Origin of the sequence: Winogradskyella bathintestinalis, assembly GCF_030407435.1 — a bacterium.
In the GTDB taxonomy this organism is placed as follows: domain Bacteria; phylum Bacteroidota; class Bacteroidia; order Flavobacteriales; family Flavobacteriaceae; genus Winogradskyella; species Winogradskyella bathintestinalis.
Window position 1 is genome coordinate 289,688 of the sequence record NZ_JASDDK010000003.1, and the last position, 17,440, is coordinate 307,127.

The 17,440-nt window shown below is 32.8% G+C and carries 14 protein-coding genes; 7 read left to right on the forward strand and 7 right to left on the reverse strand.

All coding sequences use genetic code 11. From position 1 onward, the window contains the following. The first annotated feature begins 30 nt into the window (after window positions 1–30). Window positions 31–372, forward strand: coding sequence for a DUF2853 family protein (locus QMA06_RS10725; RefSeq protein ID WP_290206851.1), 342 nt, complete (start codon window positions 31–33; stop codon window positions 370–372). Window positions 373–500: 128 nt separating this feature from the next. After that, window positions 501–1,331, forward strand: a complete 831-nt coding sequence (locus QMA06_RS10730) for a CvfB family protein (RefSeq protein WP_290206852.1) — start codon at window positions 501–503, stop codon at window positions 1,329–1,331. Window positions 1,332–1,534: 203 nt separating this feature from the next. On the opposite strand, the gene QMA06_RS10735 is transcribed toward QMA06_RS10730, so the two are convergent. Beyond that, window positions 1,535–1,933 carry a hypothetical protein gene (locus tag QMA06_RS10735; RefSeq protein ID WP_290206853.1) on the reverse strand — a complete coding sequence of 133 codons (399 nt, stop codon included), beginning with the start codon at window positions 1,931–1,933 and terminating at the stop codon, window positions 1,535–1,537. A 139-nt stretch (window positions 1,934–2,072) separates the two neighbouring features. Here QMA06_RS10735 and QMA06_RS10740 point away from each other — a divergent pair, with 139 nt between their 5' ends. Both QMA06_RS10740 and menA read left to right on the forward strand, forming a co-directional pair. Beyond that, complete coding sequence (locus tag QMA06_RS10740; RefSeq protein ID WP_290206854.1) at window positions 2,073–2,912, forward strand: 1,4-dihydroxy-2-naphthoyl-CoA synthase; 840 nt, start codon at window positions 2,073–2,075, stop codon at window positions 2,910–2,912. Between the two features lie 15 nt (window positions 2,913–2,927). Then, window positions 2,928–3,833, forward strand: a complete 906-nt coding sequence (gene menA, locus QMA06_RS10745) for a 1,4-dihydroxy-2-naphthoate octaprenyltransferase (protein WP_290206855.1) — start codon at window positions 2,928–2,930, stop codon at window positions 3,831–3,833. Window positions 3,834–4,164: 331 nt separating this feature from the next. Here the strand turns inward: menA and QMA06_RS10750 are convergent, their stop codons facing one another. Further along, window positions 4,165–9,378 carry an FG-GAP-like repeat-containing protein gene (locus QMA06_RS10750; protein WP_290206856.1) on the reverse strand — a complete coding sequence of 1,738 codons (5,214 nt, stop codon included), beginning with the start codon at window positions 9,376–9,378 and terminating at the stop codon, window positions 4,165–4,167. A gap of 635 nt (window positions 9,379–10,013) precedes the next feature. On the opposite strand from QMA06_RS10750, the gene QMA06_RS10755 reads away from it, so the two are divergent. The 3 genes from QMA06_RS10755 to QMA06_RS10765 all read left to right on the forward strand — a co-directional run bounded on the left by QMA06_RS10755 (window position 10,014) and on the right by QMA06_RS10765 (window position 12,720). Next, window positions 10,014–10,691 (forward strand): metal-dependent hydrolase, encoded by a 678-nt coding sequence (locus QMA06_RS10755; protein ID WP_290206857.1) that lies wholly within the window; start codon window positions 10,014–10,016, stop codon window positions 10,689–10,691. 23 nt (window positions 10,692–10,714) lie between these two features. Further along, window positions 10,715–11,536 (forward strand): alpha/beta hydrolase, encoded by an 822-nt coding sequence (locus QMA06_RS10760; RefSeq protein ID WP_290206858.1) that lies wholly within the window; start codon window positions 10,715–10,717, stop codon window positions 11,534–11,536. Window positions 11,537–11,604: 68 nt separating this feature from the next. Then, complete coding sequence (locus QMA06_RS10765; protein ID WP_290206859.1) at window positions 11,605–12,720, forward strand: DUF2914 domain-containing protein; 1,116 nt, start codon at window positions 11,605–11,607, stop codon at window positions 12,718–12,720. Window positions 12,721–12,736: 16 nt separating this feature from the next. On the opposite strand, the gene QMA06_RS10770 is transcribed toward QMA06_RS10765, so the two are convergent. The 5 genes from QMA06_RS10770 to QMA06_RS10790 all read right to left on the reverse strand — a co-directional run bounded on the left by QMA06_RS10770 (window position 12,737) and on the right by QMA06_RS10790 (window position 17,334). Further along, window positions 12,737–13,636 (reverse strand): sterol desaturase family protein, encoded by a 900-nt coding sequence (locus tag QMA06_RS10770; RefSeq protein ID WP_290206860.1) that lies wholly within the window; start codon window positions 13,634–13,636, stop codon window positions 12,737–12,739. Between the two features lie 244 nt (window positions 13,637–13,880). Beyond that, complete coding sequence (locus QMA06_RS10775; RefSeq protein WP_290206861.1) at window positions 13,881–14,165, reverse strand: hypothetical protein; 285 nt, start codon at window positions 14,163–14,165, stop codon at window positions 13,881–13,883. A 14-nt stretch (window positions 14,166–14,179) separates the two neighbouring features. Beyond that, window positions 14,180–15,757, reverse strand: coding sequence for a right-handed parallel beta-helix repeat-containing protein (locus QMA06_RS10780; protein ID WP_290206862.1), 1,578 nt, complete (start codon window positions 15,755–15,757; stop codon window positions 14,180–14,182). Window positions 15,758–16,019: 262 nt separating this feature from the next. Next, the gene (locus tag QMA06_RS10785; RefSeq protein ID WP_290206863.1) at window positions 16,020–16,775 is read right to left on the reverse strand and encodes a hypothetical protein; all 756 of its coding nucleotides are present in this window, start codon (window positions 16,773–16,775) and stop codon (window positions 16,020–16,022) included. 172 nt (window positions 16,776–16,947) lie between these two features. Further along, window positions 16,948–17,334 (reverse strand): acyl-CoA thioesterase, encoded by a 387-nt coding sequence (locus QMA06_RS10790; RefSeq protein WP_290206864.1) that lies wholly within the window; start codon window positions 17,332–17,334, stop codon window positions 16,948–16,950. Window positions 17,335–17,440 lie beyond the last annotated feature (106 nt).

Consider the following 17,440-nt stretch of genomic DNA (forward strand, 5'->3'; position numbering starts at 1 on the left):
CTAATTATTTAATTTAAAACGGAAACTACAATGAGTAAAAGAGATGATTTAATCGAAAAATATGCAGCAGATTTAAAAGATAAATGTGGAATTACTGCAGATATGGATTTACTAACTAATGTAACAATTGGTTTAGGTCCTTCTGTTTATAATGCTGACTCTTCAACGGTTTCTGGGTCTGATGATAAAGAATTAGCCACAGTTAAAAATAACTTTTTAATAAATAAATTAGGATTAAAAGAAGGTGCTGATTTAGATAAAGGCATTGATACGGTAATGGATATTTACGGAAAATCCAACAGATCAAAATATAGAGTTGTCGTTTATTATTTATTAACGAAGCATTTTAATAAAGAAGCAGTTTACAAATAAAAGCTGTTTAAACATATGTAATAAGCACTGTAATTTAGTAATTGTAGTGCTTTTTTTATACAGCATAATATGTAATATCTATAAAATTTATTTTCCACATCTATTTAAAATATCAATACCTTTGCAACATGATACACTTAGGAGAATACAATACATTAGAAATTTTAAGAGATACAGAACCTGGTTTGTTTTTAGGAGATGGAAATGAAGGAGAGGTACTTTTACCTAACAGATATGTGCCAAAGGAATTTGAAATTGGTGATAAAATTGAAGTATTTGTATATCTCGACAATGAAGAACGACCTGTTGCAACCACAGATCAGCCTTATATAAAAAATGGTGATTTTGCTTTATTACGTTGTAATCAGGTAACCGATTTTGGCGCATTTTTAGATTGGGGATTAGTTAAGGAATTGTTTTGCCCGTTTAAAGAACAGGCATTTAAAATGAAAGCAGGCGGTTGGTATTTAGTGTATTGTTACCTTGATGACGAAACCGAACGCTTAGTCGCATCGAGTAAAACCAATAGCTTTTTAGATAATAAAGAATTAACTGTTGCTCAGTTTGATGAGGTGGATTTAATTGTTTCTCATCCATCAGAATTGGGTATGAATGTTATTGTTAATAAAACCCATTTAGGCCTTATTTTTAACGATGATATTTTTAAAGATATTAGCGTTGGCGATCGATTGAAAGGTATTGTAAAAAAGGTTAGACCAGATAATAAATTGGATATTTCCTTAAATCAAATCGGATACAGAAATATAGAACCAAATGCTGAGCATATTTTAAACGAACTGCATGATAATGGTGGATTTATACCTCTACATGATAAATCTGATCCAGAGGCTATTAAAACGCAACTTCAAATGAGTAAGAAAAGTTTTAAGAAAGCCATTGGTACACTATATAAAGATCGCCAAATCACCATTGAGTCGGATGGTATCCGTTTAGTTTAATGTATAACTGCATGCTTTTTTGACGCCTATTAATTCATTATCTGGCGCTATCTAATATCAATTGTATAAGTAAATCGTACGGTTTGTTTTATACATAGACAATATTAATGGCTACGCTTTCATTAATTTTTGTCATTATGATAAAGAGTATTCATATCAGTAATCGTATTTCTATTAATCTGTTCTGAATTAATAAATCATTTTTAAGACAAATTTTCTTTTACCCAATTTATAGCATAATCTAAATCTTTAAATGCTTTTCTATTGTAGGTAAAAAAATGATTTTCTATTTCAAACACCCTTTCTGTTAAACTATTATAGATAACTAAGGCATAAACCTTTAAATTTGGAAATTCTTTATTAAATAAATTTGCATCATTCAAATTTATAGAATACGAATGGCTTCTGTTGGCGATATAACCAAATGGTTTTTCTTTAAAATAGTTTTTAATCAAGAGAGCAACTTCATAAAAAGTTTTAAAATCGACATCTACACCTTCATCAAAATTGGTCACTACAAAATTTTCAAAAATATAAATATCACCTAAATTAGTATTATGTGTTTGGTACTCATCATTTAATGAGTCAAGGAAATTAATCATTAAGGGTTAGGATTATATTAACAGGGTTAGGATTAAATAATAAAGAGTAAATATATACTATAGCCGAGAAAAATCAAACAAATTTACCTTTAGACCCTTGTTAATAATTCCTTATTTTTGCTCTCTAAAACATAAAATAATGAGCTCTATAGATTGGAAAGTTGCCAAGACTTATGAAGATATAACGTATCATAAATGCAACGGAGTTGCTAGAATTGCCTTCAACAGACCAGACATAAGAAATGCATTTAGACCGAAAACGACTTCTGAGCTTTATGATGCATTTTACGATGCAGGTGAAGACGTAAATATTGGTGTCATACTTTTAAGTGCTGAGGGGCCTTCTTCTAAAGACGGCATTTGGAGCTTTTGTTCAGGTGGAGATCAAAAAGCTAGAGGACATCAAGGATATGTTGGTGAGGATGGTTACCACCGTTTAAATATTTTAGAAGTACAACGCCTTATTCGATTTATGCCCAAAGCCGTTATTGCTGTTGTGCCAGGTTGGGCAGTCGGTGGAGGCCATAGTTTACATGTGGTTTGCGATTTAACTTTAGCCAGTAAAGAACACGCTATATTTAAACAAACAGATGCAGATGTTACGAGTTTTGATGGTGGCTATGGATCTGCATATTTAGCGAAAATGGTTGGTCAGAAAAAAGCTAGAGAAATATTTTTCTTGGGCAGAAATTATTCGGCTCAAGAAGCTTATGAAATGGGTATGGTAAACGCTGTGATTCCTCATAACGAATTAGAGACTACTGCTTATGAGTGGGCACAAGAAATATTAGCAAAGTCGCCAACATCTATAAAAATGTTGAAATTTGCCATGAATCTTACTGATGATGGTATGGTTGGTCAACAAGTATTTGCTGGTGAAGCCACACGATTAGCTTATATGACGGACGAAGCTAAAGAAGGTAGAGACGCCTTTTTAGAAAAAAGAAAACCGAATTTTCCTAAAAAATGGATTCCATAATTTAAAGCGGGTTAAATGAATAAAATTAAACCATGGTTATCAGCCATGCGCTTAAGGACGTTACCACTTTCGGTTTCTGGAATAATGCTAGGCAGTTGTTTTGCTTACTACAATGGGCGGTTTAATCCTTGGATTTTCGTTCTGGCTATTCTTACCACAATTAGCTTACAAATATTATCCAATTTAGCAAATGACTATGGTGATGGAGTAAAAGGAACTGACAATGATGAACGTGTGGGGCCACTGCGTGCTATTCAGAGCGGTGAGATTACTCCTACGGACATGTTTAAAGCCATAAGATTCAATATTCTAATTGTAATAGTGTTAACGCTTGCTCTGCTATGGGCGGCTTTTGGTTCAGATAATTTTCTTTTTATATTGCTTTTTATTCTACTTGGCGGCTTTTCGGTGTATGCTGCTCTAAACTATACTATGGGCGATTCTCCATATGGTTATCGTGCTTTAGGTGATATTTTTGTATTTATATTCTTCGGATTGGTAAGTACTATCGGAAGTTATTTTCTTTATATGCACACTTTAGATCATGTGGTTATACTTCCAGCTATAGCTTTAGGAATGTTAAGTGTTGGGGTTTTGAATCTTAATAACATGCGAGATATACGGTCCGATACAAATGCAGGTAAAATAACTCTAGCTGTAAAATTAGGTTTAGAACGTGCCAAAACATATCATTATACTTTAATTATTGGGGCCATGATAATTACAGTGATATTCTCTGTTTTGTATTATGTTGAATTGTATAATTTTATGTATCTACTTGCTTTTATTCCTTTAGTACAACATGTTAAAAAGATAAAAGCAGCGGTTCAACCAAATGATTTTGATAGTCAGTTAAAAGTTTTAGCGCTTTCAACTTTTCTGTTTTCTATTCTATTAGGTGTTGGTTATATTTTGTTTTAATGGTTTGGAAGTTTCAATACTTTTCAAAGCAAAATGTTGAAAAGTTTTCAAAAACGAACGTTAGCACATTCTCTTCTCAAATTAAAACGATGTGTTTTATACGTTGATAAACACTATTAGTATTGATCATTATAACGAATTAATTTAGTCTTATATTTTTCATTTCCATGTTAAGATAAAATACATGCTCTTAACGTGGATTATGTAGCACTTAAAAAGTAGGGCCGTTACACTTACTCAAAAACAATGAGAAACTTCGTCACTAAATGAATCTAAGAAAAAAAGCAAACCTTTATAGTCTGCTTTTTTACACGTTATTTTTAAAATTAATCTAATTAATTATAATCTTTTGTGTTTTACTCTGATTATCACTTATAACTTTTACAAAATATACACCACTACCAATGGTTGAAATATCTATGGTGTTCAATAAATCGTATTGATTAAGTGTTTTATGTAATACCAAGCGTCCTTGTATATCATATAAATCTAATTTTGCAGAGCTATTCAACTGCCCTTTTATATTCAATAATTTTGGTTTCGTCGTGGTATAGATCTGTACAAAATCCAATTCATTCTGGATATCAGATAATACTGAAGAGGTAAATCTAAGATAGAAGCGGCCAACTCCATTTAAGTCGGTGGTCGGCGTAAGTACGTAATCACCTGAATTTAAAGAGAAATTTGTGTTCGTTTGATTATCTTCTAAATACACCTCAACATTATTTGGCAATGTAGTTTCACTTATACTAAAAGTTATTTGCTCACCTTGATTTGCATTAACTCCTAATGGAATTACCAGATTTTCTAAATCTGAAGGATTTAAAGCCTGTAAAGCAATTGGAAGCCCTGTGTTCTCTAATGCTAAATGAGAGTACACTGCAAAATTAGGTGCCTCATTGCCTAAAATTTTACCGTCGTATCCTAGGTCTAAACCTTGACTTGCATTTTCATTAAAATAGAATTCAGTACTATAATCAGTGTTAGAAGTACTTAAATTAAGCTTAATAAAAGTTACTCCGTCTGAATTTCTACCCGCAATGAAATCATCATCTGTACCGATTACTCTCATCGAAGGATCAAAAACTATGTCAAAATCATTTACAAAATCAACATTTGCTGCTACAAAGAATCCTTGTCCTGGTGCCATAAATTTAAGACTAGAATTGGCTAATGTTATAACCTCCCATTCATTAGCTGTAGCACTTCCTGTATAACCATAAATACCAGAAATATCCTCTAAAATATCTATATTTCTCATAACTGGATCTATTCCGTTATCAAATAAAACAAATTTTAGAAACATGTCCATATCGAGATAAGTAGGGTAGGGATTACCTATTAAGTTCCAATCTGAAAACATTGCTCCAGTATGCAATATATTTACATTAATTGCTGATGTTGGCACTATACCTGCAAAGGTTAAAGTACTTCCATCATCTGTGGCCGCTCTGTAACCCTTTCCGCTTATTAAATCTATATTATCTAAATCATTTTGTGAATTGGTATAATTAACATAGTCACCAACAGTCTTGTCAAACGGACCGAAAGCATAGGTTGTTGGGTTGGTATTGCCATTATCCAATAAGCCCATAGCGTTATTATCCGAATTTAAGAAATCTTCCCATGATTGTCCTGAAAGCGGAGGAGAAACAAGATCGTTACCTCCAGAATTGGCATTAACATAACGTTCATATTTAATTGCCCCTTCAATTGTTCCATTAACCATTAAACTAGAATACAACTGAGAAGTTGACTTTAAAGTCGTTGTGTTTGCTGATAACGTTATGCCAGAATTTACAGTTAAAGCAGCACCAGCTTCGATAGTTATTGCATCTATTTCAGTATTCATAGAAATTACGGCCTCACCAGTTTCGACTATAATTATATCGTTATTACTTGATATATTATTAGGATCACGCGGAGACCACCCATTGTTAATATAGGTATAAGTTATTGGGTCTTCACAGATTTTGGTAACCACAAGATCATCAATTCCAGCCTCAATAATATCACCATTAGATAGACCATCAGCTGCGGAAACTCTAATGACTAAACTTGAGTTTTCTGGAATTTCCACTGTGGCTTCAGTCCATTGTGCTTGTACTGTTTCATCACCATAGGTGGCAAGTGTAATAAAGTTAGTTCCACCATCAATTGAATATTCTAATATAAAATAATCACCGGAATCGTCATTAGCATCTCGTTGACCAAAGAAATACCAAATTGATAAATTGGAATTTTCAGTAATGGTATAGACGGGTGACGTAGCAATAGAAACACCACCGTCAATATCATCAGCGCCTTCTGATGTATTTGTTGCAGTAAAAAAAGCGTTTATTCCTGATGCACTATGATCATCTTCGGGTTGTGTTTGTACATTTGATGCTGTTTGTGCTGTTGGATCTGCTATAGTGAATGCTCCAGTAATTGCGTCTCCTGATGTGGTCCAATCCGTACCGCTACCATTTTCAAAATCTATATTAATTACAGTTAAGTCAATGCCTTCACATGGGCAAGCATTTGCACAAGATCCTCCACAATCAATCCCTGTTTCATCACCATTTTGAATGCCATCAGTACATGTTGGTGTTGGTTCAGTTTCAATAATCTGTAAAAATTGATTAATTGCCGGATTAAGAATTTCATCCACAATTCCTGAAGGCCAGCGAACAACTACTTTATCTACTTGCGTGCTTACTCCAATACCGAAATGCTGTGTAAACGAATTCACTAAACCATAGCCTTCTCCCGAACGAACATCTCTTATTTGTTTCCCCCAAGTACCATATAATTCCACTCGAGCTCCAATACCATTTATATTACTTACTGTACCTTCTAATTGAATATTAAGATAGTTGTTTGAGTTGCCTTGATTTAGCCAAATTCTGTCTTTTATTGAAGTTGGTGAATTAAATCCATTAGCATATCCAGCATAAATATCTAAGAAACCATCATGATTAATATCCCCCACAGAGAACGAATGAATTTGATTGGAATTAAAAGGGTTTGGCGCATTCTGGAAAGTGCCATCTCCATTATTATAGAAAAGAAAGTGACTATTGGTTCCTGATACCATTAAATCTATATATCCGTCATTATTGAAATCTTTAAAGAAACCTTGAATAGCAGTAATGTTTTGTGAATTTAGAGTTGGTATTAAACCGCTACCTGATGTGATTTCAGTAAAGGTTCCATCTCCATTGTTTCTCATTAAATTAGGGCCTTCATAATGGTTAATTATAATGGCGTCTAAATCACCATCATTATCAATATCGCCGAAATCAGATAACCACGTTTGAGCTCCTATTTTCAGATTAGCTTGTTCAGCAACTTCCGTGAAATTATTATCACCATCATTTTGCCATAACATATTTAATCGTCTTGGATCACTACTGCTAGTAACGCCACCTCTACATTTAGATATATATAGATCTAGATCTCCATCATTATCATAGTCCATCCACATGCTGGCATAGTTTCCAGAATTGTCACTAGCCGGCGTTGTAAAAGTTCTGATTAAACTTTGATCGTTAGAGAGTGTTCCATCCTGATTGTTAAGAAATGTTTTTGATTCTGCATCATCATTACAAGCAAAAATGTCAGCCCAACCATCATTATCTATATCGATAAAATTTGATCCTTGTAAAAATAAATAAGAGTCTGGTATAACAGACTGCGAGTACGAATCATATCCATTATTATTTTTGATAATTTTTAAGTAATCATAAGCACCACCTGACATAACATCATTATATCCATTACGATCAAAATCAGCAATGGCCGTTCCCCATTGGTTTTTATAACTAACAATACCGTGATAATGGCTCGTAAATTGTTGCCCATCAGCATTCTGATATTGAATACGAAGTTCTCTAGAATTATTAAACTGTACAATATCATCTTTTCCATCTCCATTCATATCGATGACTCCCATAGGTAACCCGCTATAGTTGTTTTGACCTAAAAGACTAGTTCCATCAGAGAATGAAACCGTGTTTCCACCAGGATTACTATTATTTACAGCAATAGAAGTCTCGGCTTGGTCAGATTGGAGACCATCATTGACAGTTAACGTTACTGAAAACTCAGCTGAACTTGTATAAACATGACTAGTTGTTACACCTGTAGCAGTATTACCATCACCAAAATCCCAAAAATAAGATAATGTGTCTCCATCAGCATCAGTTGATGCAGAGGCATCGAAACTAACACTCAATGGGGCAGGTCCATTTATTGTAGAAGCCGAAAACAATGCCACTGGTGGAGACGATGTTGTTGGTGTAAGACTATTAATCCAATCTGCAATTAATTGTACACCTTCAGTATCAACAACATCTTTTGCTAATGGTGGCATTTCTATACCAGTTTGGGTAGAATTCATTCTGAAATGTACCATTGAATTTGTAACATCTTGAGGTATAATTACCTTAGGATTATTCAATCCTTCATCATAGATTACATCACCATATATGATATTTTGATTTTCTAATAGCGTTGTATAACGAGCGTCAAACATAGCAATATTATCGACAGTTGGATTATGACAACTTGAACAGTTGACATCAATATAAGATCTGGCTCTATCTTCAAGCGAAGCACTTAAATCATCTTTTGCTGCAACAGCCGAGTAACTACTCACATTGCCGGTAGTTATAGTTTCTGTTATAAGTCCAAGTTCACTAAAATTGACGAGCTGGTTCATCGTAATACCTGAACTAGGATATAGGATAGACATATTAAGGTTTCTTGTTTTTGGCCCTAAGACACTACCATTTTGAGGAAAGTGACAAGATGCACATTCGTTTCTGCTTGGATAATGCCAAGATTGAGTAACTCCATTCACAACAACGTTTTCATCAACGGCATCATCTAGTAATGTGGCGTCTGTTTGGGCGCTATTCCACTTATACGTTAAATAGTAATAAACGTTATCGTCTCCCTTAACTTCAAATCGTGTTTCAAGACGTTTTCCACCAATTTCAAAATGTTTAATAAGTACTGAGCCTTGCGGAAAGTCCCAAGCGTCATCATTTGAAAACGTTATTTGTTCGTTAGCTGTATCGTATGAACCATCGTTTGGTATGGCCATCCACCTTTTTTTAGTTGCTCCATCAGACCAAAAAGGCTCAATCATGTCATACGGAATAAGACCAGGACTAGGGGACAACGTATTCAAATTAGAAAAAGCACCAGTTTGTGAGAGCAAGGTTGGTATACCATTGTTGGCTGTAGGAGTTGTAGATGGTAAATTTCCATTTAGAAATTTTGCAATTGCTACAGCGTTAATAGCAGAATTAAACAATGCTATGTTTTCAGAATTATCTGAGTTTACAGCAGTACTATTATTAAAAGCGGTAATAGGATGGTTCTCATTAAATTGTTGGATGCTGAATGATCCTGAAGTCAGTTTTTCATGATCAGCAACCGCCAAAATTTCATAATCTGAATAATTTGAAGTATCAATTCGTGATTCATTAAAATATAGAATCGCGAGCGCTGCAATTGCTACAGTAAAAAGTGTAATAAATTTTTTGTTGACCATGTTCTTAGTGGTATTAACAAAAAACAGGCAAAATACTCATAAGCTATTTATACATAGACGATAACGAAAATGTAAGGCGGAATTGTAAGCTAAAATGAAGAATGCATTGCGTAGTTTTATGCCATGTTTTTATTAATATTGTTTAGTTAAATAGGTTTGAAAATAATTTCAAAATTGGTTATGCGTGTAAGATGATAATTAATTCCGCATAACTATAATATTCTCGTTTATTGTATACATTTACAGGCTATAGTACCACTTTTTTGTTTTCAACGTGTTGCTTTTTAGGGCTTTAAAATATTTTTAGGGAAAATATGAAAAAGAACTAAAGGTTACAACAATCATGGAATATGCAGACTATTTTTGAGTTAACCAATTCAGAAAATTAAGACCGGAGAAAATGTTTAGATCGATAAAATTGTAATTATAATGCCTTATAATTAACAATAGGTAGTTTTCGTTCTTGCTTCATTTCTATTCTATCTATTATTAGGTATTAGTTATAATTTATATTAATTTTAAACGGCATTTAGGCCTTTTATAAACTTATTCAATATGAAACGTTACATACTTAATTTTAATAATCAATAGATGATTTTAAAATTGTTTCATTTGATCCTTAAAAATTTAAATTTATGAAAATAACATTTTACGGTCATGCTTCGTTAGGCATTCAAATTAAGGATATTAATATTCTAGTAGATCCGTTTATTACTGGAAACGAAAACGCTTCAGATATAGATATTGAGATGTTAAAAGCCGATTATATATTGGTAACGCATGCCCATGAAGATCATATTTTAGATGTTGAAGCTATTGCTAAACGAACTGGGGCAGTCATAGTATCGAATTTTGAAATCGTAACACATTACCAAAACAAAGACTTAGAAGGACACCCAATGAATCATGGTGGCTCTTGGGATTTTGAATTTGGAAACTTAAAATATGTCAATGCTATACATACGTCATCATTTCCAGATGGCAGTTACGGCGGGCAACCAGGTGGTTTTATAATTGAAGGCGAGCACAAAACTATATACATTGCAGGAGATACAGCTCTGACCATGGATATGAAACTTATTCCAATGCAGACTAAACTCGATCTTGCTATTTTACCGATTGGCGATAACTTTACAATGGGTATTGATGATGCCATTCTCGCCAGCAATTTTATAGATTGCGATAAAGTTCTAGGTTGTCATTTTGATACTTTTGGTTACATTGAAATTGATCACGAAGAAGCTAAGCGGAAATTTTATGATAAGGGTAAGGATTTAATGTTGTTAGAAATCGGTGAAAGTATGGAACTGTAGTTTTTTATATAAACACCTAAATCATGAAAAAATCACTATTTATATTATTGTTAGCAATCATTGTATTAAGTTGCAAAAGCACACCTCAATATAATGATCCGGTTCCGGAACACGATAATTTCAATATCGCCTCTAAAATTGTCAATGAAACCAGAGTCATTAATGTATGGACACCACCAAATTATAAAACGAGTACCGATTCTTTACCAGTGTTATATATGCCAGATGGTGGGGTAGTGCAAGAGGATTTTCCTCATATTGCTAATACAGTGGCGAAATTAGTTAAGAATAAAAGTATTGCACCAATAATTCTTGTTGGAATTGAGAATACAGAAAGAGGTAGAGATTTAACTGGTTTATCAGAAACCGAAGCCGATGCACAATATTGCCCATTAACAGATGGTGCCAAAGATTTTCGTGCTTTTATCACAGAGGAATTAATGCCTGAGATAAACGAGAGATACAGAACTACCAATGAAAAAGGTATTATAGGTGAATCTTTAGCAGGGCTTTTTGTTATGGAAACTTTTTTTCTTAACCCAGAAACATTCGATTTTTACATTGCTATGGATCCCTCATTATGGTGGAATAGTCATTATTTAGAACAAAATGCGAAACGCTATTTAGAAAGTTTTCCTGATAAAGACATCAGACTTTGGTTTGCAGGTTCAGCGGTTGAAGATATTTCTGAACATACTAACAATTTAGCCAAAACCTTAGAAACTGAAGCACCAAAGCAATTAACTTGGAAGTACTCCGATGAACCTTCAGAACAACATAATACCATTTTTAGAGCGACCAAGGAAAAAGCTTTAATTTGGACTTTGAATGTTAAAAGTCAATAAAATTGTGTTGAAATATTTAAACAGAAATGGTGAACTTTTCTTAATTTTTTTGCTTTTCTAGATTGTGTATGAAACGAACATTAGCTAAATTTAGAAATAGCGCTTTCCGAAAATTTATTCGAAGACATGAAAAATATGCCCCAGTTATATTTTTTATTGGTGGTTTTATTTTTGACACATTAACCCTGGGGCGTGTAGATCGCTTATATGATATGATTGTGCTATGCTCTCATATGACGCTTCTAACCATTACGCTTTATCTCTATAATTTAGCAGACGATTTTAAATGGAGAATCGGGTTTTTGGACCGCTACAAAATATATTTTCCCTTAGCCATTCAGTTTTTCTTTGGAGCGCTGTCTAGTGCCTATGTCATATATTTTTCAAGAAGTGTATCTCTATCCAAAACCATGTCATTTTTTATAATTCTGCTAGCCTTATTGTTCACAAATGAATTGCTTAAGAAAAGAATATCAAATAAATATTTACAATTTAGTGTCTACTTTTTTATAAGCTTTACTTTTTTCTCATTTATGATTCCTGTATTAATTAAACAAATGAATACAAGAGTATTTATAATATCTGGTTTAATTAGTTTGGTTTTAACCTTACTATTAATACTAATTATTTATAGAAAAAGTCCCAGTACAAGAGCTGAAGTTAAAATTGGTAAAGTCATCGGAATCGTGATTTTGATGTATACTGTAATTAATATCTTTTATCTATTTAATCTTATTCCGCCTGTACCACTTGCTTTACAAAATGGAATAGTGGCACACCAGGTAACAGTTAAAAACAATAAATACGTTGTTAGTTATGAGAAGGAAGATTGGTATCTGTTTTGGCGGGAACATCAGCTCGATTTTCATGCGTTTCCAAATCAACCTATTTATGTTTTTACATCTATATTCGCACCTACAGAAATAGAAAAAACAATTTTTCACCGCTGGAAATGGTATAATCAAAAGACCGAGGAATGGGAAATTAAAGATAATATTGGCTATAAAGTTTCTGGGGGGAGAGATCGTGGCTATCGTGGCTATACGTATAAAAAGAATACGAAAGAAGGTCTGTGGAAAGTAGAAGTTATTACAGAAGAAGAATTAATTATAGGTGTCATTGATTTTGAAATTATTATAAATAACACATCCAATTCAAAAGATTTGGTGCACAAGAAATTTTGAAATATAAGAATTTAGTTTACTCTGATTTCGTATTTTTTTCTAACCATTCGTTACGTAAATCATCACTCGATTTTCCACTACCGTCATGTTTCCAACCTGGTGGTTTTAATAAATAATACACTCTACTTTTTAGAGTTTTACTACCAGAAAATGCATCTTTAAATAGGTACGTCCATTCTAAAAAAGCAATTTTTATTGGGTTGTAGGTATTAATGTTGGTAACCAAACCATAACTAACTTTTTCATGTTTTAATTCGGGTTGAAAAGTGCCAAATAAACGATCCCAAATAATTAAAATTCCTGCGTGATTACGGTCTAAGTAAATAGGATTACTACCGTGATGTACTCTGTGATGCGAAGGAGTATTAAAAACAGCTTCAAACCATTTCGGCATTTTATCTATGGCTTCCGTATGGATCCAGAATTGATATAACAAACTAATAGACATTTGTAATAGTATCATAGCCGGATGAAAACCAAGTATAGGTAGCCACAGCCAAAAGATGAATGTATAAAAGCCACCCGACCACGTTTGTCTAAGCGCTGTACTTAAATTATAATGTTCAGAAGAATGATGCACCACATGCGACGCCCAAAATAAACGACACTCATGTGAGACTCTGTGAAACCAGTAATAAGAAAAATCGTCAACAAAAAATAATAAAAGAAAAGACCACCAAGCTACGGGTATAGTAAACAACCTAAAGTTATCATAAACCCAAAAAAAGACTAACAACACCAATGCCTTACTTGCAAAACCTAAAACCACATTGCCTAAGCCCATCGCAATAGACGAAAAAGCATCTTTAGTTTCGTAAGATTTAAATTGATGCTTTGCGGTTACATATAACTCTAAAAGCATAGCCAATATAAAAAATGGAATGGCATATAGAATGATATTTGGGAAATCGGGCATCAGTTTTTCTTTAAAAATAATATTTTTTTTCTAGTGATTGAAACTTTTTTATGTTGTAGCTCCCGTCAACTCTATTTTATTTTGACGATAATGAATCTAATAATCTAATATTTCGACTCATTTGCATTTTCCAAGTTTTAAGTCTTTGTGGGTCGTCATTAATAAACTTTTTAGGGTAAAGTTTTATAGAGGGATTACAAGAACCTAAAACTTGAATCCCATCTTCTGGTGAAGTGAAAAATAATCATTCTTTATTTTCTAATAACAGAGGCGTACTACAACCGCCAAACTCAGTTTTTATTATAGTTTTAGGTTCACCCTTATAAACTTTTATAAGCTCTAGTTTTGCTTCTTGATTATAGTTTTTGATATTTGAATTAGTTACACTCAAAACATGAGCACTAAATACAGTATCAAAATTTTTATAAGCTTTCTTATAATTATAACTACAAGTGCAATTAGCAGTTGTGCCAACATCAGTTACCCCAAAAACGACAAATATTAATAACGCTATATTTTTTACAACCATAAGCTGAAGTTATATTAATCATCAAACATCACAGTCTCATAAGCGCCACAATCTGGATTAACAGAATCGCGAAGATTACCTAATAAATCATTTCCTGAAGAAAATTGTGTAGAAGCCTTTCCATTCGCACCAGAGGCTTCGCCGATACGCATCATATTTTCTAATGGATTTTCAAAATCCGGGTTGTCATTAAAAACATTGTCTACATAGAAATTTGTATCGTCAAAATCATAATTTCCAGTGCCTTCAAGGTTGTTATTTTCAAATCTTAATAAGCAATTGGTGAATTTATAATTAAAAGCATCACCTTCATTTTCTAATAAAAATTCAGGATTATCATTTCCATAAATAATACAATTTTCAAAATTTGCTTCGGTTAAATCATTGGTGAAAACGGTATTGTCTTCATCTATAATAAAATCATTTAAGAGTAATGCCGGAAATTGTCTAAAACTATTATTCCAATAATTGGCAATGGTACAATGTGTAAAATTGTATTTTCCTCCATAAGTACCAGCAAAAGCCGATTGTCCGCAATTATTAATGACCACATTTTTGGCAGTAATCGATGTGGCAGTACCTCTAATGCCAAAACTACTAACATTATATATTTGCGAGTTTGTAATGGTTAATTTATCATTTGTGGCATATTGATTACCATCGGCAATAATACCTACTGTTGCATTTTTAATAGTAGCATAGTTGATGGTATTATTAATGCTTCCATCAAACAACCAAATGGTTCCCCATTGACCTGGAATATCGGAGTACAACGGCTCTAAACGATCGCCTTCTAAAATAACTTCGTTAGCGAGTGTTTCTTGGTCTGGGCTATAATCTCCATTAATATTTAACGAGCCATTATTTGTTACAATTATGCCAGATTCGGCATGAAAATGAACACGCGCACCAGCGTCCATCGTTAATGTTTTTCCAGCTCCTACGCCTGCATAACCATAAATTACATAAGGTTTTTCGTTGGTAAATGTAAGTTCTTCATCTGTAAGAAAACGTCCTTGTAGGTTAGTATCATCTTGTATGCCATCACCATCAACATCAAAAGTTAGAGTCTCTACAATATTTGTAACGTCATCTTTGTTAGGATAAATAAAAACAGCGTCCTTTACTAAAGTAACCACATCAATATCTTGTTGATTACTTCCAGAATCGAATAAAATTCTATCTGTATATAAAAACTGATTTTCTAATGCTCCCAATTCTGGTGAAGAGATATCTATAGTCGTTTCGATGAATATGAATAAACTATCATTGGCCAATAATTCTACATTCTCAAAGAATTTACCTTCTTGTTCTTCCGATAGTCCGGTTGCTCCATCGACATTCATTCGGTACCGAGAATTTAAACCGTTTTCAAACTGTATTGTAGGAATAACAATATCATCATCACTGCGGTTATAAACTTTTAAATTGTAAGTGCTAGAGCCAATAGTTGAAAAAACGGTATCTAAATAGATGGTGTCTTTGGCGAACTCTAACTGTCCTTTACTTGGTGAAAATTCAAAATCGTCGCGACAAGAACTCCAAAATAATAAGATTCCGAAACACAGTAAAAATGATAGCAATCGCTTCATAGTTTATAAAATAAGGTTTTTGTTTGTGACAAAAAAAAATAAATAAACCCTCGTCGACCATTGGCCGTTTATTTGTTTTTAATCTCAAAAGCTTTAAAAAGCTTTAAAACGCTTTGCGATTTTCGAGGCATTATTTTTCTAAACAATTTTAGTATTAAAAATCGAATATAATTGTTCTTTGTAACGTACGTAAATTAGGGCTTAAAAATATAACTTTTGAGGTTAGGATGAGTTATAGTTCAGCATTAATTACATCAATCAATTAATCTTTAATGACATTTTCTTCTCCATATTGCTCTAAAAGAATCAAAAATAGCTGGCTATTTAAAACCAATTCTTCTAATAATTGCATTTTGTTTTTATCTTTCAGTAATTCGGAACTAATTCCTTTCGCTTCACAGAAATCATAAAACAGGTATATTTTATCGTTTGGAATTTCTAAATTCTTTGACATTAGATGCTTGTTGAAAAAAGCACTATTTTGAAACAATGAATCCATTTGTGTGTAAGAAATTGGGTGATATATTGGTGAATCTTTTTTGTTTTTTTTCTTTAACAACTTACCAACTAAGCTCAGAAGTGCCAATATATTTCCACCTGCAGGTTTGTACAAGTGCGGATTGTTTTTAATGTCTTCTTTTAAAATGTTTTTTAGTTCAGCATTATAAGTTTCCTCTGTAAAAATAGGTTGTTTAATTTCAGATTTAATTTCTACTTCATCGAGTTCAGTTAAAATTTCTTTAACTTCAAACACAGCAACACCTTCAAAATGTGAGTCATTTAAAACTATGGCTTTGGGATGGTAAAATATAGATTCAAATAATAGGGTGTCATTAACTTTGGCGCTAAGACTAAAATCACCTTCACTATTAGTTATTGTAAGTTTCTTCTGAGTTTCATTATAAATTTTAATATTTTTTGCAACTCCTTTAGCATCGTAAATTTTGCCGTTGAGAGTTTGGGCATATTGAGCCAAAGGCCAACATAAAAGAACAAACAAAATAGTAATATGACGCATATGGAGTAGGTTGATGCGTTAAAGAAAGTTATTTTGAATGAAAACAACGCTAAAGTTAAATAAATTTTAACCTAAAACAATGTTAATTCCCTTTTGTGAAAGTGTTCTATATAAGGCATAAACGAAATTTAATTATATAAAATCGAATCGTGGTAATATTCCTTTCAAAAGGTTAAAATAATTGATTTATTTCTGAAACTATTCGTGTGGGGCGCTGTGTATTATTATCTATTAGACACCATTTAGCTTCAGATTTAACAATCAATTGGTTAGTCTTTATATTAATGATTTCTACATGTCGTGTTGTAGAAACGTTTTCAATAAGAGGAACAAACGTTTTTAAAAGTAATTTATCTCCGAGCAACGCCTGATTTTTATATTCAATAAAATGATTGACCAAAAACCATGAGTATTTTTCCAAAAGATCTTCTGTTGCATAGGCTAACCAATGGGCTTTTGCAATATCTTGAACCCACTGCACATAACGCACGTTATTTACATGGTTAAGATCATCGATGTCATCTATAGTTACAGTTATGGTTTTTTCGAATATTTGCACTTTGTTTTTTCTGCTTAAGGGGGTGAATAATGAAAATGTTTATTTTTTCAATTTGTTGAATTTAATTATTTGGTTCATCAAATTAGGTCTAAATGAATCACGACTA

Bases quoted from the DNA above. Each gene is read 5' to 3' on its own strand.
- QMA06_RS10755 (WP_290206857.1), top strand. From the start codon at position 10,014: ATGAAAATAACATTTTACGGTCATGCTTCGTTAGGCATTCAAATTAAG.
- QMA06_RS10725 (WP_290206851.1), top strand. From the start codon at position 31: ATGAGTAAAAGAGATGATTTAATCGAAAAATATGCAGCAGATTTAAAA.
- QMA06_RS10730 (WP_290206852.1), top strand. From the start codon at position 501: ATGATACACTTAGGAGAATACAATACATTAGAAATTTTAAGAGATACA.
- QMA06_RS10780 (WP_290206862.1), bottom strand. From the start codon at position 15,757: ATGAAGCGATTGCTATCATTTTTACTGTGTTTCGGAATCTTATTATTT.
- menA (WP_290206855.1), top strand. From the start codon at position 2,928: ATGAATAAAATTAAACCATGGTTATCAGCCATGCGCTTAAGGACGTTA.
- QMA06_RS10750 (WP_290206856.1), bottom strand. From the start codon at position 9,378: ATGGTCAACAAAAAATTTATTACACTTTTTACTGTAGCAATTGCAGCG.
- QMA06_RS10760 (WP_290206858.1), top strand. From the start codon at position 10,715: ATGAAAAAATCACTATTTATATTATTGTTAGCAATCATTGTATTAAGT.
- QMA06_RS10785 (WP_290206863.1), bottom strand. From the start codon at position 16,775: ATGCGTCATATTACTATTTTGTTTGTTCTTTTATGTTGGCCTTTGGCT.
- QMA06_RS10740 (WP_290206854.1), top strand. From the start codon at position 2,073: ATGAGCTCTATAGATTGGAAAGTTGCCAAGACTTATGAAGATATAACG.
- QMA06_RS10765 (WP_290206859.1), top strand. From the start codon at position 11,605: ATGAAACGAACATTAGCTAAATTTAGAAATAGCGCTTTCCGAAAATTT.
- QMA06_RS10735 (WP_290206853.1), bottom strand. From the start codon at position 1,933: ATGATTAATTTCCTTGACTCATTAAATGATGAGTACCAAACACATAAT.
- QMA06_RS10770 (WP_290206860.1), bottom strand. From the start codon at position 13,636: ATGCCCGATTTCCCAAATATCATTCTATATGCCATTCCATTTTTTATA.
- QMA06_RS10775 (WP_290206861.1), bottom strand. From the start codon at position 14,165: ATGGTTGTAAAAAATATAGCGTTATTAATATTTGTCGTTTTTGGGGTA.